Annotated in this window: 19 protein-coding genes; 3 read left to right on the plus strand and 16 right to left on the minus strand. The window is 69.2% G+C overall.

Annotated elements, in window-relative coordinates; translation table 11 throughout:
• Nucleotides 1-57: 57 nt before the first annotated feature.
• The 5 genes from mamK to AAGI91_09205 form a co-directional block, all read right to left on the minus strand.
• On the minus strand, nucleotides 58-1,095 hold the full coding sequence (mamK, locus tag AAGI91_09185) for a MamK family actin-like protein (GenBank protein ID MEM1042790.1): 1,038 nt from the start codon (nucleotides 1,093-1,095) through the stop codon (nucleotides 58-60).
• Entirely contained in the window at nucleotides 1,076-2,155 is a 1,080-nt protein-coding gene (locus AAGI91_09190) for an N-acetylmuramoyl-L-alanine amidase (GenBank protein ID MEM1042791.1), read from the minus strand. Before AAGI91_09190 ends, mamK begins: the two co-directional genes overlap by 20 nt.
• 479 nt (nucleotides 2,156-2,634) lie before the next feature.
• Nucleotides 2,635-5,091 carry a 30S ribosomal protein S1 gene (gene rpsA / locus AAGI91_09195; GenBank protein MEM1042792.1) on the minus strand — a complete coding sequence of 819 codons (2,457 nt, stop codon included), beginning with the start codon at nucleotides 5,089-5,091 and terminating at the stop codon, nucleotides 2,635-2,637.
• 138 nt (nucleotides 5,092-5,229) lie between these two features.
• The gene (cmk, locus tag AAGI91_09200) at nucleotides 5,230-5,934 is read right to left on the minus strand and encodes a (d)CMP kinase (protein MEM1042793.1); all 705 of its coding nucleotides are present in this window, start codon (nucleotides 5,932-5,934) and stop codon (nucleotides 5,230-5,232) included.
• A gap of 82 nt (nucleotides 5,935-6,016) precedes the next feature.
• Entirely contained in the window at nucleotides 6,017-6,601 is a 585-nt protein-coding gene (locus AAGI91_09205) for a hypothetical protein (protein ID MEM1042794.1), read from the minus strand.
• Between the two features lie 202 nt (nucleotides 6,602-6,803).
• On the opposite strand from AAGI91_09205, the gene AAGI91_09210 reads away from it, so the two are divergent.
• Nucleotides 6,804-7,346 carry an RNA methyltransferase gene (locus AAGI91_09210; GenBank protein MEM1042795.1) on the plus strand — a complete coding sequence of 181 codons (543 nt, stop codon included), beginning with the start codon at nucleotides 6,804-6,806 and terminating at the stop codon, nucleotides 7,344-7,346.
• A 3-nt stretch (nucleotides 7,347-7,349) separates the two neighbouring features.
• On the opposite strand, the gene AAGI91_09215 is transcribed toward AAGI91_09210, so the two are convergent.
• From AAGI91_09215 to AAGI91_09230, 4 genes are all read right to left on the minus strand, one after another.
• Entirely contained in the window at nucleotides 7,350-8,186 is an 837-nt protein-coding gene (locus AAGI91_09215; protein MEM1042796.1) for a hypothetical protein, read from the minus strand.
• A gap of 65 nt (nucleotides 8,187-8,251) precedes the next feature.
• Nucleotides 8,252-8,719 (minus strand): RES family NAD+ phosphorylase, encoded by a 468-nt coding sequence (locus AAGI91_09220; protein ID MEM1042797.1) that lies wholly within the window; start codon nucleotides 8,717-8,719, stop codon nucleotides 8,252-8,254.
• A complete protein-coding gene (locus AAGI91_09225) occupies nucleotides 8,719-9,111 on the minus strand; it encodes an antitoxin Xre-like helix-turn-helix domain-containing protein (protein ID MEM1042798.1) in 393 nt (130 codons plus the stop codon). The genes AAGI91_09220 and AAGI91_09225 overlap by 1 nt, the downstream gene beginning before the upstream one ends.
• Before the next feature lie 90 nt (nucleotides 9,112-9,201).
• Complete coding sequence (locus AAGI91_09230; GenBank protein MEM1042799.1) at nucleotides 9,202-9,666, minus strand: DoxX family membrane protein; 465 nt, start codon at nucleotides 9,664-9,666, stop codon at nucleotides 9,202-9,204.
• 133 nt (nucleotides 9,667-9,799) lie between these two features.
• On the opposite strand from AAGI91_09230, the gene AAGI91_09235 reads away from it, so the two are divergent.
• Nucleotides 9,800-10,366: a hypothetical protein gene (locus AAGI91_09235; GenBank protein ID MEM1042800.1), complete on the plus strand. Its 567-nt coding sequence runs from the start codon at nucleotides 9,800-9,802 to the stop codon at nucleotides 10,364-10,366.
• Here the strand turns inward: AAGI91_09235 and AAGI91_09240 are convergent.
• Nucleotides 10,363-11,952 carry a methylmalonyl-CoA mutase family protein gene (locus tag AAGI91_09240; GenBank protein ID MEM1042801.1) on the minus strand — a complete coding sequence of 530 codons (1,590 nt, stop codon included), beginning with the start codon at nucleotides 11,950-11,952 and terminating at the stop codon, nucleotides 10,363-10,365. The two genes, AAGI91_09235 and AAGI91_09240, sit on opposite strands and share 4 nt — an antisense overlap.
• Nucleotides 11,953-11,983: 31 nt before the next feature.
• Complete coding sequence (locus AAGI91_09245; protein ID MEM1042802.1) at nucleotides 11,984-12,571, minus strand: GNAT family N-acetyltransferase; 588 nt, start codon at nucleotides 12,569-12,571, stop codon at nucleotides 11,984-11,986.
• A 60-nt stretch (nucleotides 12,572-12,631) separates the two neighbouring features.
• On the opposite strand from AAGI91_09245, the gene AAGI91_09250 reads away from it, so the two are divergent.
• Nucleotides 12,632-13,231 (plus strand): YhgN family NAAT transporter, encoded by a 600-nt coding sequence (locus AAGI91_09250; protein ID MEM1042803.1) that lies wholly within the window; start codon nucleotides 12,632-12,634, stop codon nucleotides 13,229-13,231.
• Between the two features lie 19 nt (nucleotides 13,232-13,250).
• On the opposite strand, the gene AAGI91_09255 is transcribed toward AAGI91_09250, so the two are convergent.
• The 5 genes from AAGI91_09255 to lptC form a co-directional block, all read right to left on the minus strand.
• On the minus strand, nucleotides 13,251-13,571 hold the full coding sequence (locus tag AAGI91_09255; GenBank protein MEM1042804.1) for a hypothetical protein: 321 nt from the start codon (nucleotides 13,569-13,571) through the stop codon (nucleotides 13,251-13,253).
• Nucleotides 13,568-15,139, minus strand: coding sequence for a cryptochrome/photolyase family protein (locus tag AAGI91_09260; protein MEM1042805.1), 1,572 nt, complete (start codon nucleotides 15,137-15,139; stop codon nucleotides 13,568-13,570). The genes AAGI91_09255 and AAGI91_09260 overlap by 4 nt, the downstream gene beginning before the upstream one ends.
• Nucleotides 15,140-15,179: 40 nt before the next feature.
• Entirely contained in the window at nucleotides 15,180-15,947 is a 768-nt protein-coding gene (gene lptB, locus AAGI91_09265; protein MEM1042806.1) for an LPS export ABC transporter ATP-binding protein, read from the minus strand.
• A 38-nt stretch (nucleotides 15,948-15,985) separates the two neighbouring features.
• Nucleotides 15,986-17,857 (minus strand): OstA-like protein, encoded by a 1,872-nt coding sequence (locus AAGI91_09270; protein ID MEM1042807.1) that lies wholly within the window; start codon nucleotides 17,855-17,857, stop codon nucleotides 15,986-15,988.
• Nucleotides 17,858-17,946: 89 nt separating this feature from the next.
• Complete coding sequence (gene lptC, locus AAGI91_09275; protein ID MEM1042808.1) at nucleotides 17,947-18,516, minus strand: LPS export ABC transporter periplasmic protein LptC; 570 nt, start codon at nucleotides 18,514-18,516, stop codon at nucleotides 17,947-17,949.
• Nucleotides 18,517-18,529 lie beyond the last annotated feature (13 nt).

Raw genomic sequence — 18,529 nt, forward strand, 5'->3', positions numbered from 1 at the left:
GCCTGATGCGTACCCCTCGTCCGGGCACCCTCACGCATCACGTCTCACTCGTCACGCTCACATGTCCTCCCAGAACGCCTCGGGCATGTCCTGGGCGAGCGCGAGCGCGCCCTCGGCCCCGGCGAAGAGCGGGTCGTCCACGACGCGGACGCGGCAGGGGCCGTACTCCTTCAGCCCGTCCTCCACGGCCTCGGCGATGCCCTTGATCTGGCTCCCGCCGCCGGCGAGGAAGATGTTTTTCTTGACCACCTCCTGGAAGTCGGGCTCGTAGCGCGCGACGAGTTCGATGGCCGTCTCGACGATGGCCGGGATAATCGCCTCGCACGCCTCCCGCAGTTCCTTCGACACGTCCACGTCGGTGATCTTGCCGCCGACCGAGGCCGTCATGGCGAGCTTGCCGTTCTCCGAGCCGACGTAGCCGTGCTGCTCCTTGAAGTGCCGGACCGCGACGTCGGAGAACTTGGCCTCGGGGTGGCGCTCTTCGAGGAGCCCGTGGAGCTGGCGGTCCACGAAGTCGCCCGCCATCGTGAGCGTGCGCTGGTCCTCCTCGGTCGGCATCGTGCCGTGCATGACGCAGAAGTCGACCGTGCCCGCGCCGATGTCGATCACGAGGGCGTTCGTGAGCGCGTCGAGGCCGTAGGCGACGGCGAAAGGCTCGGAGACGACCATGAGCGCGTCGGCGTACGCCTTGACCGCGTCGCGGATGGCGAGCTTGTTGACCTTGAGCGCCTCGGCCGGGACCCCGACCGCGGCGTGGATCGGCTGCCCGTCCTTCGGCTCGACCTGCTCGATGAGGTGGTGGATCAGCTCGCGCACGGCCTCCTCGTCGCGCTCGGTGCCGTCGCGGATGACGCCGTTTTCGAGCGGCCGCACGAGGTCGACCGACAGCCGGTTCTCGACCGCGTGCTCGCCGAACAGGATCGCCTCGCCGAGCATCTTCCGGGCGACGAAGTCCTTCGGCCAGGCGACGTAGCTCTCGACCCAGGTGCGCTTGCCGTTCGAGGCGACGACCGCGCTGCGGGACGTGCCGAGGTCGATGCCGATGTGAAGTGGGGCGGTGGATTTCTTGGTGGGCTTAGCGGTCTTCTTCGCCATCGTGGGGGGGGATCGGGGTAGGTGCGTTGAGGAGCGGCCGGGCTTGAAGGTACGCCGCAATGCCTTCTTCGAGCGAGCGGGCGAGGCGTTCGCGGTGGGCGTCGGTGTCGAGGCGCGCCTCCTCGTCGGGGTTGCTGATCGCGGCCATCTCGGCGAGGATTGCGGGCGCCTCCACGCCGAGGAGCACGACGAACGGCCCGGCCTTGACGCCCCAGTCGCTGGCCCCGGCGTTCGCCCGGCGGACGGTCTCGACGAGCGACGTCTGAACCGACTGCGCGAGGTTGCGCGATTCCTGGAACTTGACCGTGTTCCCAGCCCGCTGGATCATCGTGTTGAACTCGGCCACCGAGTAGTCCGCCGCCGCGTTCTCGCCGTGGGCGAGGCGGAGCGTCGCGTCGTCGCCTCGGAGGCCAAAGTAGTAGGTCTCGAGCGGTGCGACGGACGCGTCGGGGATCGAGTTGACGTGGAGCGAGACGAAGAGGTCGGCACCGTTCTCGTTGGCGAAGGCCACGCGCTCGCCGAGCGGTACTTCGACGTCGGTCTCCCGCGTCATTAGAACACGGGCACCGTGGCGGCGGGCGAGGCGGTCGCGGAGCCGCAGCCCCACGTCGAGCGTGATGTCTTTCTCCAGCCCCCCCGCTACGCCGACGGCACCCGGGTCACGCCCCCCGTGCCCGGGGTCGATCACGATCGTGTTGACCTTGAGGTTGAACAGTTCGGCAATCGGCAACCGACCGGGATTCGGCACCGCGAGGCGGCCGGCCGGCTCGGCGACCGGCTTGAGGCGCGGCGAGCCGTCGAGGCGTACGGCCGTCTGGACGCGCGGGACCGGCGGCTCCAGCCGGAGGCCCTGCACCAAAAGTCCCGCCAGCAGCACCCCGACGAGCCCGACGAGCACCGCCGGGACGGTCCGCCATGCCGAACGCGGAGCCGGGTCCTGCCGGGCCGGACGGCGCACGCGCCGGGGCCGCGCGGTGGGCGTGGCCGTGTGCAGGTTGTCCTCGTAGACAGCCTGCAGGATGTCGCGCTTGTTGGACCGAGAGTCGGAGACGGAGGACACGGCAGCGGATGGAAGCGTCCGGTAGTGTATCGGCTACGGGACCGACGGAGTATACCGACGGCCGGTGCGCCGCTGGCACGGAATGGGAGGACTGGGGAGAACGGAGGGAAAGGGGAGAACAAACACCGGCGCGGAGCGCGACGGCCTCGCCAACTTTCGTGGTTTTTCTTTCCACTCCTCCCACTCCTCAGTACAGCAGCCGGGCCGCCACGCTGCCGACCTCGGCCGGTACCTCGAACGGGGCCACGAAATCAGCCTGGGCTCCACTCTTTCTCGGGAACTATCTCCGGCGGCAGCGGCAGCGTTCGCGACGAGCTACAGCCCGTGGCGAAGACAAGCAGGGCAAGAACGGGGACGAGGTGCAGACGCATGAGCGTAGGGCGGTTGGCCGAACGTAAAAGACCACGCGCTTACCGGCAACAGAAAAGGGCGGCGACCCGTGCTGGATCGCCGCCCTGTGCTGCGTGCCGGGCGAGGGATCAGCCTTCCTTCTCCTCGTCGGCGGTTTCTTCTTCGGCCTCCTCGACCTGCTCGGCGACGGCTTCGTCGGCGGGCTGGTCCAGCGTCTCGGGTGCCTGGCCGGCCTCGCCCTCGATCATGCCCGCGTCGGTGTCGGCGCTGGCGTTCTCGGGCGTGACCTCGGCCTCGGCCTCGGCGGTGGCTTCGGTCTCTTCAGCGTCCGCAGCCTCGGCCTCCTCTTCGGCGGCCTCCATCTTGGCCTTGAGCGCTTCGAGACCGCTGAGTTCGCCGATCGTGGCCGGGCCGCGCGACTGCGACTGGAACTCGCGCACGGCGCGCTGCTCCTCGCGCCGGACGGCCGACTTCTCGGCGCGCTCGGCGTTCTTCTCGGCGCGCTCGGCAGCCATGCGCCGGGCGGTCTCCGAGAGGATAATGTCGCGGCTGTTGCGGTCGAGCCGGATGACGCGGAGCTCGAGCGTGTCGCCGACCTCATAGGCCTCCTCGGGCGCGCCGGAGCGCTCCAGGTGGCTGGCCGGGACGAAGCCCGCCGCTTCGAGCGGGAGCTCGATCCGCAGGCCGTCCGGCGTGACCTCGGTGACAGTCGCCGTCGTGTCCGTGTCCTCGGCGTAGGCCGTCGCGTACTGCTGCCACGGGTCGGTCTGGACCTGCTTGTGACCGAGCGAGAGGCGGCGCTGCGCCACGTCGATGTCGAGCACCTGCACTTCGAGCTCCTGCCCCTTCTTGACGACTTCAGACGGGTGCTTGATGCGCTTGGTCCACGAGAGGTCCGAGACGTGCACGAGGCCGTCGATCCCGGGCTCGATCTCGACGAAGGCTCCGAAGCTCGTGATGTTGCGCACGATGCCGGTGGCCGTCTGCCCGACCGAGACGCGGTCGAGGATGCCCTCCCACGGGTCAGCCTCGAGCTGCTTCATGCCGAGCGAGATCTTCTTGTCCTCGGAGTCGATGTTGAGGATCTTCACGTCGACCATCTGCCCGAGCTGCACCTTCTGGGTGGGGTGCTTGATGTGCTCGGTGTAGCTCATCTCGGAGATGTGGACGAGGCCCTCGATCCCCTTCTCGAGCTCGACGAACGCGCCGTAGTCGGTGATCGAGACGACGCGGCCCTGGACGGTCGAGCCCTCGCCGAAGCGCTCCTCGATGTTCTCCCACGGGTGTGGCTGGAGCTGCTTCAGGCCCAGCGAGATGCGCTGGCGCTCCTTCTCGTAGTTGAGCACGACCACGTTCAGCTCCTGGTCGAGCTCGACGACCTCGGACGGGTGGCCGACGCGGCCCCACGAGAGGTCGGTGATGTGGAGGAGCCCGTCGACGCCGCCGAGGTCGATGAAGACGCCGAAGTCGACGATGTTCTTGACCTGGCCCTGGAGCACCTGCCCGACCTCCATCGAGTCGAGGATCTTGTCGCGCTGCGCCTCGAGGTCCTTCTCGATGAGCGCCTTGTGGCTGACGACGACGTTGCCGTTGGCCGGGTTGAGCTTGACGACCTTGAACTCCATCGTCTTCTCGAGGTAGGCGTCGAAGTCGCGCACGGGGCGGACGTCGATCTGCGAGCCCGGCAGGAAGGCCTCGGCCCCGAGCAGGTCGACGATCATGCCGCCCTTGATGCGGCGGATGATGGTCCCCTCGATGATGCCCTCGTTCTCGTGGGCCTCCTCGATCGTCTGCCAGCGGCGGAGGTCGTCGGCTTTGTGCTTGGAGAGGATGAGCTGGCCGTGGCGGTCTTCGAGGCGCTCCAGGAAGACATCAACTTCCTCGCCGACCTCGAGTGCGTCGTCGAACTCGCTCTTCGAGACGATCCCGTCCGACTTGAACCCGATGTCGATCACGATCTCCTTCTCGCCGATCGAGGCAACGCGGCCGTGGACGATCTCGCCCTCGGTGACGCTCGTCATCGACTTCTCGTAGAGCTCCATGAGCGCCTCGTCCTTGACCTCCGGCTCGTCGGGGTCGGCGCGGTTCTCGTACTCCTCGAGCTCGGCGAGCGAGATGACGTTACCCTGGATCTCGCCGGTGTAGCCGAAGCGGCCGGCGTCGGGCGCGAGGTCGTCGGCGCTCTCGACGGCGACCGGCGCGTCGGGGTCGACGGCTTCGGTGCTGCCGGTGATGCGCTCGACGACGTCCTCGGCCGCGTCCGTGACGGCCTCGATGGCATCGGCGGCGGTCTCTCGGACGGTGTCGACGGCTTCGTCGAGGAGCGTCTTAGCCTCCCCGGCAAGCTCGCCGGCCTTCTCGGCCACGTCTTCGACGACGTCGCCCGCGGCTTCCACCACGTCCTCGACGATGTCTTGGGCTTTTTCGAGGAGCGATTCGTCTTCGGCCTCAGCCGGTGCGGCTTCGGTCTCGTCGGCGGGTGTCACCTCGTCGAGGGTCGTCGGGGTGTCCTGCGGGGCAGCCTCCTGTTCTTCGACAGTCTCCTGCTCTTCGTTCGTGTTCTTGGTGTCCAGCTCTTCGGCCATGTGATTGGTAGTAGGGCGCGGCGGCTCCGTCGGGGGCGCGGGGGCCTCGGACGGTCGAGAGGCTACCGGTTGCGTGGGTTTTGGTTAGGGATACCCCGAAGCGGTCGGCGTCTCGTGCGACGGCCGCGTCGGGCTTCTTCAGGAAGAGGGTGTGGCGGGCACGGCCGCGTCGCGCTGCCGCGCCCGGATGAGGGCGACGACGCGCTCGACCTGCTCGTCGATGCCGAGGCCGGTCGTGTCGAGCACGACGGCGTCCTCGGCCTGCCGCAGCGGCGACATCGCGCGCGTCGCGTCGCGGGCGTCGCGCTCGGCAATGTCTTCGGCGACGGCCCCGATCGAGACGGCCTTGCCCTGGGCGACCAGCTCGCGGTGGCGGCGCTCGGCGCGCGCCTCCGGGTTGGCGACCATGTAGACCTTCACGTCGGCCTCGGGAAAGACGACCGTGCCGATGTCGCGGCCTTCTACTACGACGCCACGCCCGGTTTCGTTCTGCTGGCGCGCGATGCGGCGCTGCTCGTCGACGAGGCGGTGGCGCACGGCGGGCAGCGCGCTGACGCGGCTGGCGGCCTCCGACACAGCGGGCGTGCGGATGCGGCCCGTCACGTCCTCCCCGCCGAGCAGGGCGCTCAGCCCCTCGGGACCCATGCGCAGGTCGAGGTCGAGCGTGGCCAGCAGGTGGCCGGCTCCGTCCTCCGTCAGCGGCACCTCCCGGTCCAGGAACGCGAGGGCGATCGTACGGTACATGGCCCCGGTGTCGAGGTAGAGCCATCCCACGGCGTCCGCGACGCGGCGCGCGGTGGTGCTCTTGCCGGAACCGGCCGGACCGTCGATGGCTACGATCACGCGAGGCGGAGGGTGAATGGAGCGAGGACAGAACTGGCAAAGTAAGCCGAAATATTCCTCGCTCCAAGCGTTAACCCTCTATTCACTCGCCGATCTGCTGGCTCACGATCGTGATCTGCGACGGGTAGGTGATCGGGCCGATGGGCGTCGTGACCGTGGGGCGGGCGCGGAGCGCGATCTCGGACGAGCCCTGCCCGGTGATCGCGCCGACGAGGTTGACGATGTCCGGTAGATTGCTCCCGAAGAAGTCGATCAGGTCGAGCTCCATCGAGATCGGGATCAGCACGTCGGACCCGGGCGGGATGACGCGCTCGTCGTTGAAGATGCCGCTGATGGTCTCGGTGTTATCCAGGAGCAGGGTCCAGTCGAGTTGGACGAGGCGGGCGTTGACGGAGTTCGTCTCAGGATTAGTCGCGCCGAGGTTGAGCGTGAACGAGAGCGGCATCCGGCCCGTGGCCAGCGTCGCGCCGACGCGGGCGACCTCCAGCGGACCCAGATCGTCGTAGCCGCGCACGTCTTGCACGTCCACGCCGGCGAGGTTGGTCTGGGTGACGCCGTCGATGGCGAAGTCGACGTTGCGGAGGTTGGCGATCTCCTGGAGCGCGGTGCAGGAGGCGAGGAGCGGAAGTGCGGAGACGAGGAGGAGCGGAAGCAGGAGGCGGCGCATAGCAGAGGAGGTGTGGTGGAGGGGATACATGACCCAAGCGGTGAGGTACAGAATCGGAGGGCTGAGACCGCAGACCGCTGACGGCGGACCGCTGGGTCTAGCACCCACGGCGGTCTGCCGTCCGTCGTCTGCGGTCAACAAGCACGACGAGCAGATAGAGCACAACGTAGGTCATGCTAAGGTATCATCCCGCTCCCCTTCCATGCTCGACGCTGTGAGAATACTCCGCCCCGACGAACTAGGCCGGCCCTCGCCCGAGGCCCTCACCTCGCTGCCGCGCCACCCCATCGCGGTGGTGCTCGACAATATCCGCTCGGCCTACAACGTCGGCTCGGTCCTCCGCACCGCCGACGCGGCTCGTCTCGCGCACGTCTGGGTCACTGGCTACACCCCGACGCCGGAGCACGTCCGCGTCGCCAAGACCGCCCTCGGGGCCGAGCATACCGTCCCGTGGACCCACGCGCCCAACCCGCTTGCACTCTTCGACCGACTTCGCGCGGACGGCTGGACCCTCGCCGCGCTCGAACAAACCGACACGCCGACCGCTATCGGAGCCGTCGCGGCGGACCAGTTCCCGCTCGCCTTCGTGCTCGGCAACGAGGTCAAGGGCGTCCGGCAGGAGATCCTCGACCGGTGCGACCTCGCGCTCGAAATCCCGCAGTACGGGGCGAAGCACTCGCTCAACGTCGCCGTCGCCTTCGGCATCGCCGCTTACGGACTCGTGGAACGGTGGCAGGCCAAGTGAGCCTCACGGGACTTGCTCGGCCCGGAGTGCTGCGCGGAGCGTCGGCAGGAAAAGCTCCACCTCAACTCTGCCGAGCAGTTGGTAGTCTGTGTCGAGATCGTACATACCGACCTCAGCGAGCCAGAGTGCTTTTCGCTCGTCGTCCCATCCGACGAGCAAGACTGCGTTGGCTCGTATCTCTTGGATCCCGGCCTCGGGGTCTCCCGAGGAAGCCACCCGAGCTCGAAAGATGCCATCGTACCTCCGAATCTCAGGATGCCAATACTCAGGTGTCCGGTGCGCCTCCAGCACGCGGCTCAGCACCTGCTCCCAATGCTCGAACGCGGCCTCCTCCGTCTCAGCCTCCAGAAGGATTTCACTCTCCTCCGTGATAACCGGAACATAGCTCGTGGCAAGGACGGCGAAGGAGGCAACGAGCAGCGTAGGCACGACAGCCCATCGCGGAGATATCGCCGGGGCCTCGGGCGGAGACAGAACGAATCGTACGCTCCACGGCAACACGGCGAGTGCCACAAGATCTGTCGGGTCGGGCCAGAGACGCGGGCGCGGTACGAGGTCGGCGACAAACGGATACCACGCATCCACCGGCACAAACTGCACGACGGCAAACAGACCTCCCACGACCGCGTGGACCGTCACGATTTCGCGCCGACTGCCACGCTCCAACCCGAGCACGGCGCACACGAGTACGGGAGCCACGACGAGGCCCGCGAAGTCGCTGAGCTTCCCGGTGGCGACGCTCGGCCACATTGCCTTAAGCGCCCAGTCGTTGAGCAGGAGCACAGCGAGTGCAAACAGGAACAGTGGATGCAGCAGGAGACCGGTACGGAGGCGTTGCATCAGGACGGGCGGTTCAGCATGCAGTCCTCTCCGAAACGCCTTGAACCTGAACTTGGTACGTCCTCTCACGCCCCGAGGCGAGGGTCGATGGCGAACGGCTCCGGCTCGCCGATCTCGACCTGCCCGAAGTCCGGGTGGGCCGGGTTGAAGAGGAGATTGCGCGCCGAGCGGACGACCGCGCTCGGCACGTCGAGCACGGCGGAGCGCGCCTCGTCGATCCAGCGCCGACCGAGGTTTTGCGTCGCGACAGGCCACGGGAAACGCCACCAGTCGTCGGGCAACCCGTATGCGTCTTCGACCCGGACCGCGAGCGCCTCGTCGAACCGGGCGGGCACCGTCACGAGGTCCATCGCCAGCAGGCGCGGGCGCTCGACGTGGACGAGCATTTCGAGGAGGGCTCCGGTGGCCGACTCGGCGGCGTAGACGACCGGCGTCCCGGCGCGGTGCCAGCGTCCGTCTACGCGCAGTGCCCCGGTGCCGGAGAACGCCGTGTCCGCGTAGCGACGCTGCGTCAGCCGGACGACCTCGCGCATCAAGCGGCCACGTTGTGCTGGATCACCGCGAGCATCTGGCGGACGGCGCGCAGCCCCGGCTCGGTGTCGGCGTGGCGGAGCGGCGTCTCGCCGCCGAGGAGCGTCTTGGGAGTGGTAAGCCACTCTTTCGCCTCGGCGGCATGCCCGTCGAAGGCTTCGACTGTGTCCGCCGCGAGGCGTTCGAGCCGGACGAGGCGGTCGCTCTCGGCCTGGGTCAGGCGTCCGTCGGACTGGCGGCGGGCCAGGGTGCGCTCGCTGATGAGCAGCAGCCCGGCCGCCTCGGCGAGCGTCAGGCCGAGCGCCGCGACGAGGCGCGTCAGGCTGCGGTACGGCAACCCGCGCCGGACGGCGGACGGGTTGTACCGGACGTCGGTCGGGAGATTCGAGGGCATGGAAGCGGCAAGCTAGTAACGCCCCCTGCTACTGTCATATGGCAGGCAAGTTTCAGCACATGGCAGCACACTGCCGACCGCCTGCTTGCGTCACAGCCGCTGCTCTGCGGTTGGCCGCCGCCGCACCGTGCCGCCGACCACGAGCGCGGCGGCGATGATGACGAGGTTCTTGACGATGTACTGCCCCTCCAGCGTCAGCCCGAACGGGAACGCCGTGAAGCAGACCTCGGGGAGCAGCACGAGCGGCAGGAATGTCCCTGGCATCTGGAGCGCGAGCAGGAAGATCGCTACGCGGATGAACGGCCGGACGATCAGGAAGAGGCCGATCAGCACCTCCCACACGCCGAGGACCGGGAAGAACCAGCCGGGGTCGAAAAAATAGACCGTGTTCTTGACCAACTCCTCGGCCGGGCTCATCCCCGGAAACAACTTGAGCGCGCCAAACCAGATGAACACGATCCCGACGGTCCACCGAAGGGCAACGACGCCGTAGCGTTGCATGAACTGAGCGATGCGGGCGTCGAGGACGTCGAACTGCGAGAGGAAAGGCAGCATGGTACCAGGGGCAACGGTCTGAGAGAAGCCAGCGTGTGCTTGAACGAGCCGTCCCCTGCGGCGTTGCCGGGTGCCCACTTGAGTGGCTGCTTTGCACGCTATCTTCCCGGCGTCACCCTCTCTCCTTCACGTCGTGCGGCTGGCCCTCCTTCTTCTCCTGCTCGGCACGGCTGCGGCGGACGCGCAGCCGGCGGTGGTCCCGGACTCGCTGCGCAGCGCCGAGGTCCCACGAAAGGGCTACGCACAGGCCTACACCTACGCGCTCACCGGCACGGTCGTGCCCGTCCTCGCTGGCTCGGCCCTCGCAGACGGCGAGGGTGGTCTCTCGGCGCTCGGCGGGATTGTGATGGCGGGCGGGCTGCTCGTGGGTCCATCGGCGGGACGGATTTATGCAGGCGACGCCAGCGCCATCGTCACCATCGGGCTGCGGACGGCCGGCTTTCTCTCGTTTGGTGCCGGGCTGGGCTACCTGCTCGGCGGGACCTGCGCCGGGTCGGAGTGCACCTCCTACAACGACACCCTCGGCGGTGCCCTCGTGATCGGCGGTTCTGCCGCCATCAGTAGCAGCCTGCTCCTCGACCTCTTCCTGACGCGCCGCGCCGTCCGCACCCACAACGCGCGGGCCGTGCGCCTCCTGGTCACCCCCGGTTTCGACGTGCGCTCGGGCACGCCGCGGCTGAGCTTGCGGGTGGCTTTCTAGCCGCCGTACTCGCCCCACACCGACCGCAGCCGGTGCGAGATCTCGCCGACCGTCGCCCACTGCTCGACTGCGTGGAGGACGTGCGGCATCAGGTTCTCGTCGCCGCGCGCGGCCGTCTCGATCCGGTCGAGGGCGGCGGCGTGGGCGGCGGCGTCGCGGCGGTCGCGGAGCGCGGCGAGGCGCTCGGCCTGGCGGCCGCGGATCTCGTCGCCGATCTTGAGAAGCTCCGGCACCTCCACGTCGCCCTCCTCGTACCGGTTGACCCCGACCACGATCTGCTCGCCGCGCTCGACGGCGAGCTGCGCTCGGTAGGCCGACTGCGCGATCTCGTCCTGGTAGAACTGCTGCTCGATGGCAGCGACGGCCCCGCCCATCTCGTCGATCGTCGCGATCAGCCGCTCGGCCTCGGCTTCGAGGTCGGCCGTCAGGCGCTCGACGAAGAACGAGCCGGCGAGCGGGTCGACGGTGTCGGCGACGCCGGACTCGTGGGCGATGACCTGCTGGGTGCGGAGCGCGAGGCCGGCGGCCTCCTCGGTCGGGAGCGAGAGCGCCTCGTCGTAGCCGTTGGTGTGGAGGCTCTGGGTCCCGCCGAGGACGGCGGCGAGGGCCTGGAGCGTGACGCGGGGGATGTTGTTCTTCGGCTGCTGCGCCGTCAGCGTCGAGCCGCCGGTCTGGGTGTGGAAGCGGCACATCATCGCCTTCGGCTCGGTCGCCCCGAAGCGCTCGCGCATGGTGCGCGCCCAGAGCCGCCGCGCGGCGCGGAACTTGGCGACCTCCTCGAAGAAGTTGTTGTGGGCGTTGAAGAAGAACGAGAGCCGCTTGCCGAAGACGTTGACGTCGAGGCCCGCCGCGAGCGCGGCTTCGACGTAGGCGATGCCGTTGGCGAGCGTGAAGGCGAGCTCTTGGGCTGCCGTGCTCCCGGCCTCGCGGATGTGGTAGCCCGAGATCGAGATCGTATTCCAGCGCGGCACCTCCTCGGCGCACCACGCGAAGACGTCGGTGATGAAGCGCATCGAGGGGCGCGGGGGGTAGATGTAGGTCCCGCGCGCGGCGTACTCCTTGAGGATGTCGTTCTGGATCGTCCCGCCGAGCCGCTTCAGGTCGGCCCCCTGCCCTTTAGCGACGGCGACGTAGAGCGCGAGCAGGATCGGCGCGGTCGCGTTGATCGTCATGCTCGTCGTGATCGGCTCCAGCTCGATCCCGTCGAAGAGCCGCTGCATGTCTTCCAGCGAGTCGATGGCCACGCCGACCTTGCCGACTTCGCCCTCGGCCATCGGGTCGTCGGAGTCGTAGCCGATCTGCGTCGGGAGGTCGAAGGCGACCGAGAGGCCGCGCGCGCCCTGGCCGAGGAGGTAGTGGTAGCGAGCGTTCGACTCCTCGGCCGTCGAGAAGCCGGCGTACTGGCGCATCGTCCACAGCCGGGAGCGGTACATCTCGGGGTAGACCCCGCGCGTGAACGGGTACTGCCCCGGCTCACCGAGGCGCTCGGCGGTGTGCTCGGGCAGGTCGGCGCGGTCGTAAACGGGGTCGACGGGAATGCCGCTGGAGGTGGCGCGCTCGGCGGCTTCGGCTTCTTTCATTGCCATAATCGTATTGGGCAGGAGGAGAGGACGCGTGCTACGCCGGACCGGCGTGCGAGCGTTCCCAGTCGGCGCGGAGCAGCCCGTAGAGGAGGCTGTCGCACCATTCGTTGTAGAGGTACCACCGCTGCCGGAGCAGCCCCTCGCGCCGGAACCCGAGCCGCCGGAGCAAGCGCTCGGAGCCACCGTTGCGCGGGTCCAGCTCGGCTTCGATCCGGTGCAGGTCCATCCGCCCGAACCCGAAGCCGAGCACAGCGCGGACGGCCTCCGAGGCGTAGCCCGTCCCCCACTGCGCGGGGGCCAGCACGAACCCGACCTCGGCGTGGCGGTTGGTCCGGTCCCACGCCGTCAGCGTGACGGTCCCGATCAGCTGGTCAGGGTCGGGTTCGGTGATGGCCCACTGGAAGAGGACGCGCTCGGCGAAGCCGGTGTCGATCTCGGCGAGATAGCGCTGAGCGGCCCCGAGGTCTTCGAGCGGCTCGTGGCTCCAGTAGCGCATCGCCCGGATGTCGCCGAAGATAGCGAGCACGGCCTCGGCGTCAGCCGGGCGCGGGTGGCGGAGCCGGAGGCGCTCCGTGTCGAGCGTGGGTAGTACATCCCCGAAGAGGTCGGGCGTGGTTTCCATGCTTGCAAAATAGGTGAAGCCGAGCGTTTATCTTCGCGCCTCTCCCCTAACCCGAACGCCGTGTTCGAGCCTGGAACCTCCGCCCTCGCTGCGGCCATCGTCCTGTTCTTCGTGATGGACCCGCTGGGGAACGCTCCGCTGTTCCTCTCCCTGCTGAAAGACCTCGGTCCAAAGCGCCGGCGGTTCATCATCGTGCGCGAGCTGCTGATCGCCCTCGCGATCCTGCTGACGTTCTTGTTTTTTGGTCAGGGCCTGCTGAACCTCCTCGCGCTGGAGCAGGAGTCGGTCACGATTGCGGGCGGGATCGTGCTGATGATCATCGGGCTGCGCATGATCTTCCCGACCGAGGAGGGCGTGATGGGCGACACCGGCGGCGGCGAGCCGTTCATTGTGCCGCTCGCGGTTCCGCTCGTCGCGGGGCCGTCGGCGCTCGCGACGCTGATCCTGATGGTCCGCAGCGAGCCGGGGGCGATGGGCAAGTGGACGCTCGCCTTGCTCATGGCGTGGGGCGCGTCGGCGGCGGTACTCTCGGCGGCCCCGCTGCTCTACCGCCTCCTCAAGCAGCGGGGGCTGTCGGCGCTGGAGCGGCTGATGGGGATGCTGCTGATTATGATCGCCGTGCAGATGCTCGTCAACGGCTTCCAGGCGGCCTTCGGCTGACAGCAGCGGCGCGCGGAGCTCACGCGCGGAGCTGGCTTTTCCCGCGCCATGCGAGGCTCCGCTGGTTCATCGTGCGCAAGAGCGGCGCGCCCTCGGCCGCGATCTCCTCGGCGAGGTCGACCGCGCGGCGAAGCTGCTCGCCGGTGAGGTGGCGGCAGGCCGGGCGGGCCTCGACGTGGTCGTACCACCGCCCGCCGAAGACGTGGTCGAGCACGATCCGCATGAAGCAGTGGTCATAGCGGACGGGCCAGTCGCCCGCCTCGGCGGCCTGGGCGGGGAGCACCTCGCGCGTGAGGTGGAGGTAGCGCGCCCGGAGCGCGTCGAGGTCAGCGGTGCTCATGCGGCGGCGAGTTCGCGGTCGAGCTTGTCGAAGAAGGCCTGGGCGTGGCGCTCGTGGCGCTCGCGCGTCTCGGCCTTCATCCGCCCGGCTTGGCTCACGATCATCGCCCAGCGCGGGTTGCCGCGCAGGCGCTCGGCGTAGTCGAAGATGAACTGCCAGAAGAGCCCGTCCCAGGTGTCGCACCACGGCCCGCGCTCGTAGTGGCTCATCTTGAGGATATAGTTGGAGCCGCTGAAGTAGGGCTTCGTCAGGATCACCTCGCCCGCCGCATGCTGGCTCATCCCGTACGTGTTCGGGACCATCACCCAGTCGTAGGCGTCGATGAACAGCTCCATGAACCAGCGGTAGACGGCGTCCGGGTGGATGCGGCTCAGGAAGAGCACCCCGCCGAGCACCATCAGCCGCTCGATGTGGTGGGCGTAGGCGAGGTCGAGGCAGCGGCGGATGGCGTCGTCGACGGGTGGGAGGCCGGTCGTGCCGTCATAGAACGAGGGCGGGAGGTCGCGCTCGAACCCCCACTCGTTGCCGGTGCGGAGCTCGACCCCGCGCAGGTCGTAGGCCGCCCGGATGTACTCGCGCCAGCCGATCACCTGGCGGAGGAACCCTTCGAGCGACTGGAGCGGGACGGCGTGCTCGGCGGCAAAATCGAGCGTCCGGTCGACGACCTCGCGCGCGGTGAGAAGCCCGGTGTTGAGCGCGGGCGTGAGGACGGCGTGGTAGAGGTACGGCCGCCCCGGCTCGAAGGCGTCCTCGAACGGTCCGAACGCGGCGAGGCGGTGGTGCAGGAAGTGGTCGAGCCAGCGCCCGGCCTCGGCGTGACTCGTCGGGTAGCAGAACTGCTCGGTCGACCCGTAGTGGTCGCCGAAGTGCTCCTCGACGTAGGCCCGCGCCTCGCGCACGTAGTCGTCCTCCTTGACCTCTGGCAGCGGCGGCACCTCCGACAGCGCTTCTTCGGTGATCGGCTTGCGGTTCTTCTCGTCGAAGCTCCACTGCCCGCCCGCCGGCTCGCCGTCACCGTCCACGAGCACGCCCAGCCGCCGGCGCTGCTCTTTGTAGAACGACGCCATCACCCAGCGCTTCCGGCCCTCGAAGAAGCCCGCGTTTTCCCCTCGCGTGTTGAGCCACATCGGCGAGGGCACGACCTCCTGCTCGACCCCGAGCCGCTCGCACGCCGCGTCCAACCTCTTCTGGAGCGTAAAGTCGTGCGGGTCGGCGTAGCGCAGCGTCTCGACCCCGTCCTCCGCGAGGCGCTCGACCACGTCCTCGACGCGCTCGTGGTCGGGGAAGGCCTCGTAGCGGACGGCGTGGCCGCGCTCGGCGAGCCGGTCGGCGTAGCGCCGCATCGAGGCGCGGTGCAGGAGGAGGCGCTGCTTGTGGTAGCGCGCCGGGTACTGCGGGTCGCGGAAGAACAGGCTGTCCTCGACGAGCACGGCCGCGCCGCCCTCGGGAAGCGCGGGGTGGTCGCCGAAGAGTTGGTGCGGGAAGACAAGCGTAGCGGTGGCGTCCACGGTGGGGATCGGTGTGTGGGTGTACGGGAGGATGAGGGTGTGAGAGCGGCTTCGATTCATGCGGGGCAACACCCCCCAACCTCCCACGCGCCCGACCACCCTACTCGCGCTGCTGGTAACGTTCCAGGGTGAACTGCTCGCCGAGGTAGCGGCGGCGCACCTCCTCGTCTTCTGCCAGTTCTTCTGCTGTGCCGTGCTTGAAGATGTGGCCCTCGTAGAGGAGGTACGCCCGGTCGGTGATGGCGAGCGTCTCGTGGACGTTGTGGTCCGTGATGAGGACGCCGATCCCGCGGCCCTGAAGTCCAGCCACAACGTGCTGGATGTCCTCGACCGCAATCGGGTCGATGCCGGCGAAGGGTTCGTCGAGGAGGATGAACTTGGGGCGGGTGGCGAGGGCACGGGCGATCTCGGTGCGCCGCCGCTCGCCGCCGGAGAGGACGTAGCCCTTCGAGTCGCGCACGCGGTGGAGCCCGAACTCGCCCATGAGTTCGTCGACCCGGGCCGCGCGCGCCTCCTTCGAGATGGGCTGGAATTCGAGGACGGCGTGGAGGTTCTCCTCGACCGTGAGGTTGCGGAAGACGCTCTCCTCCTGGGCGAGGTACCCGATCCCGCGCCGGGCGCGGCGGTACATCGGCAGCCGCGTGATGTCTTCGCCCCCGAGCCAGACCTGCCCCCCGTCCGGCCGCACCATCCCGACGACCATGTAGAACGTCGTCGTCTTCCCCGCCCCGTTCGGCCCGAGGAGGCCGACGACCTCGCCCTGCCTCACCTCGAGGGCCACGCCGTCGACGACGGTGCGCTTGCGGTAGCGCTTGGTGAGGCCCTCGGCGCGGAGGACGAGCGACGGTTCGGTTCGGGGTGCTTCCACGGTGCTTGGTCGGGTTGGCAGGCAGAGTCTACGCGCGGCTAGCGGTCCGGTGCCTCGTCCTCACTCGGAACGATCTCGCGGAGCGGTTCCGCCGGCAGGACGATGGGCTCCGGGGCCTCGGCCGGTTCGGCGGGCGGGTCGGGGCGGGCGCGGTTGCGCTCCAGCGGGTTGTCGGCCAGGAGCGAGGCGCGGGTGGGGCGGCGCTCGGGCGCGTAGCGGAAGCCGTCGAGGCGCAGCGGGCTTGGGACGAGGCCCGCGTCGTAGTAGGTCCCCTCGATGCCGCGCGTGCCCTGCACCCGGCGGAGCGCGTCGCCGTCGAAGCGGAAGGCGAGGCTGTCGGCCGAGAGGCGGACGGCTCCTTCGAGCGCGCCCGCGCTGTCGGCCCGGAAGAAGGCCGACTCGGCGTTGGGCCAGACGTGCATCCAGCGGAGGCTGTCTTGGGCGAAGAGCGCGAGCATCTGGCGCCCGCGCATCTGGTTGACGCGGCCGAGGAGGCTGTCGGGCCGCGCCGCGAACGCCCGCCCGAGGACGCGGACCGAGTCCACGGCTTCGCTCCGCGCCGTGACGCGGATCGAGTCGCCGGAGACCTCGGTGACGAGCGTCGAGCCGCGCGCGTTCATCCACCCGACGGGGTCGCGGAAGAGCCAGACCTCGTCGTCCGTCGGCCCGGCCGCCGGGTCAGTCGCGGCAGAGCCAGTCGCCAGCGAGTCGGTAGGCGTCGAATCGGTCGCTAGCGAATCGGTCGCTGGTGAGCCCGCCGCGGCCGAGTCCGCCTCGAACTCGACGCGGTTGAAAACGGCCGAGTCGCCGACGGCGGCGAGCGAGGGGCCGTAGAGCCGCACGCTGCGCCGGGCGACGAGGCGCTGGAACGTCGCGCCCGGCGGCGGCGGGCGGCCCCCGACCGAGTCGGGCTGCGAGGCTTCGAGGATGTCGGCGCGGACGAGGAGCGTGTCGATTCCGGCCGAGTCGGCCTGGAGGCGCACCAGGAGGGGGTCGATCTCGACGCGGCTGAAGCGGGCGCGCTCGTCGTGGAACGCCTGCTCGCCGAAGAGGAGCGTCCGGCGCGTCGTGTCGGGCTCGGCGTCCTCGTCGTCCCTGCGCCCGCCGAAGCGCTCGACGAGCACGTCGCCGCGCGCCACCGAGACCTCGGGGGTGCGGAAGTGCGTGAGCGAGTCGGCCTCGACGCGGGTGCTCTGCCTGTGCCGGAGGCGAACGTTGCCCGAGAAGTCGGCGCGCTTGTCCTCGGTGCCGTAGCGGCCCCGCTCGCTCGTGAGCACGCTGAGGCTGTCCACGAGGCGGACGTTGTCGCGGAAGAAGGCCTCTTTTGTGCCGGAGAGGTAGCGCCCGCGCTCGCTCGTCAGGACGGCCGAACCGTCGCGCTCGACGAGGCGCACGGGCTCGTCGAACTCGGCCCGGCCCTCGGAGCGGAAGTGCGTGACGGAGTTCGAGAACAGTTCGGCCTCGTCGTCAGCCAGGCGCACGTCGCCCTCGGCACGGCCGACGCGGGTGCGGCTGCCGTAGGTCACCGTCCGCGCGTTCAGCGTGTCGACGCCGTCGGCGATCTCGACGGCTCCCTCGAAGAGGATCTCCTCGCGGTCGAGGAACTGGGTCGCCTGCCTTGCCCGGAGGTCAGTGGAGTCCTGAATAAGATGCACATTCCCAATGAGGGTGCGGACCCGCTCGCCGTCCACGACGGTCCCGGACACCGAGTCGGCGTTGACGATCGTGACGATGCGGACTTCCGCGTCGGGCACGCCCGGCGTCTCCGCGCCGAGCGTGTCGGGGGAGGGCCAGCTCTCCCAGACCGGGTCGCCGAGTGTCTGCACCGAGTCGGCGCGCACCGAGTCGGCGCGCACGGAGTCGGCGCGCACGGAGTCGGCTTCCTGCGCCTGCGCCGGGCGGGCGGCCATCGCCCCGAGCAGTCCTGCGAGGACGCAGGCGGCGAACCACAGAGCACGCCTTCGCTCTTCCCCTCTTCCGCTTGTCTGCTCGTCCACGCCTACTCCTCCACCTTCACCTGCCCCGTGATGCGAGCCAGCGTGTAGGTCTCCATGTCCTCGTCCGAGACGAGCCGGTAGCCCTGAAGGTCCTCGTCGGGCGTCGTGATCTGCACGAAGCCGTCGGTCTGAAGGCTGCGCCCGGCCTCGTCCCAGGTCAGTTCCTCGCTGCGGAGCGTCTTGCCCGACTCGGTCCGCACGACGACGCGCCCCTCGGCGATGAAGCGGCGCTCCTCGTCGAAATAGAGGAGCCGGTCGGACCGGACCGTCGAAGTGAGGACACCGTCGTCGTCGAAGACCCTGACCGTGACGCGGGTCGTGTCCTCGGGCGCGGCCGGGCCGAACCGGGCGAAGGTGCTGTCGGCGCGCTCGAAGCGGGCGAGGTAGGCGGCCCGGACGAGGGCGCGCGGCCGCTCCCCCGTCGAGAGCGCCAGCGTCACGTCCCACGTCTCCTGCGCCGGCTGCTCGTCAAGGAGGGCACCGGACAGAATCGTGTCGGCGCGCCGGGTGCACCCCGTGAGCAGCGTCGCAGCAGCGAGCGTGAGGAGCGGGACGCGAACGGGAAAGCGCACAGGCGGGGGACAC

The organism is Bacteroidota bacterium, from assembly GCA_038746285.1.
Taxonomy (GTDB): Bacteria; Bacteroidota; Rhodothermia; order Rhodothermales; family JANQRZ01; genus JANQRZ01.

Bases quoted from the DNA above. Each gene is read 5' to 3' on its own strand.
- mamK (MEM1042790.1), bottom strand. From the start codon at position 1,095: ATGGCGAAGAAGACCGCTAAGCCCACCAAGAAATCCACCGCCCCACTT.
- rpsA (MEM1042792.1), bottom strand. From the start codon at position 5,091: ATGGCCGAAGAGCTGGACACCAAGAACACGAACGAAGAGCAGGAGACT.
- AAGI91_09205 (MEM1042794.1), bottom strand. From the start codon at position 6,601: ATGCGCCGCCTCCTGCTTCCGCTCCTCCTCGTCTCCGCACTTCCGCTC.
- AAGI91_09210 (MEM1042795.1), top strand. From the start codon at position 6,804: ATGCTCGACGCTGTGAGAATACTCCGCCCCGACGAACTAGGCCGGCCC.
- AAGI91_09215 (MEM1042796.1), bottom strand. From the start codon at position 8,186: ATGCAACGCCTCCGTACCGGTCTCCTGCTGCATCCACTGTTCCTGTTT.
- AAGI91_09220 (MEM1042797.1), bottom strand. From the start codon at position 8,719: ATGCGCGAGGTCGTCCGGCTGACGCAGCGTCGCTACGCGGACACGGCG.
- AAGI91_09225 (MEM1042798.1), bottom strand. From the start codon at position 9,111: ATGCCCTCGAATCTCCCGACCGACGTCCGGTACAACCCGTCCGCCGTC.
- AAGI91_09230 (MEM1042799.1), bottom strand. From the start codon at position 9,666: ATGCTGCCTTTCCTCTCGCAGTTCGACGTCCTCGACGCCCGCATCGCT.
- AAGI91_09240 (MEM1042801.1), bottom strand. From the start codon at position 11,952: ATGGCAATGAAAGAAGCCGAAGCCGCCGAGCGCGCCACCTCCAGCGGC.
- AAGI91_09245 (MEM1042802.1), bottom strand. From the start codon at position 12,571: ATGGAAACCACGCCCGACCTCTTCGGGGATGTACTACCCACGCTCGAC.
- AAGI91_09255 (MEM1042804.1), bottom strand. From the start codon at position 13,571: ATGAGCACCGCTGACCTCGACGCGCTCCGGGCGCGCTACCTCCACCTC.
- AAGI91_09260 (MEM1042805.1), bottom strand. From the start codon at position 15,139: ATGAATCGAAGCCGCTCTCACACCCTCATCCTCCCGTACACCCACACA.
- AAGI91_09270 (MEM1042807.1), bottom strand. From the start codon at position 17,857: ATGGCCGCCCGCCCGGCGCAGGCGCAGGAAGCCGACTCCGTGCGCGCC.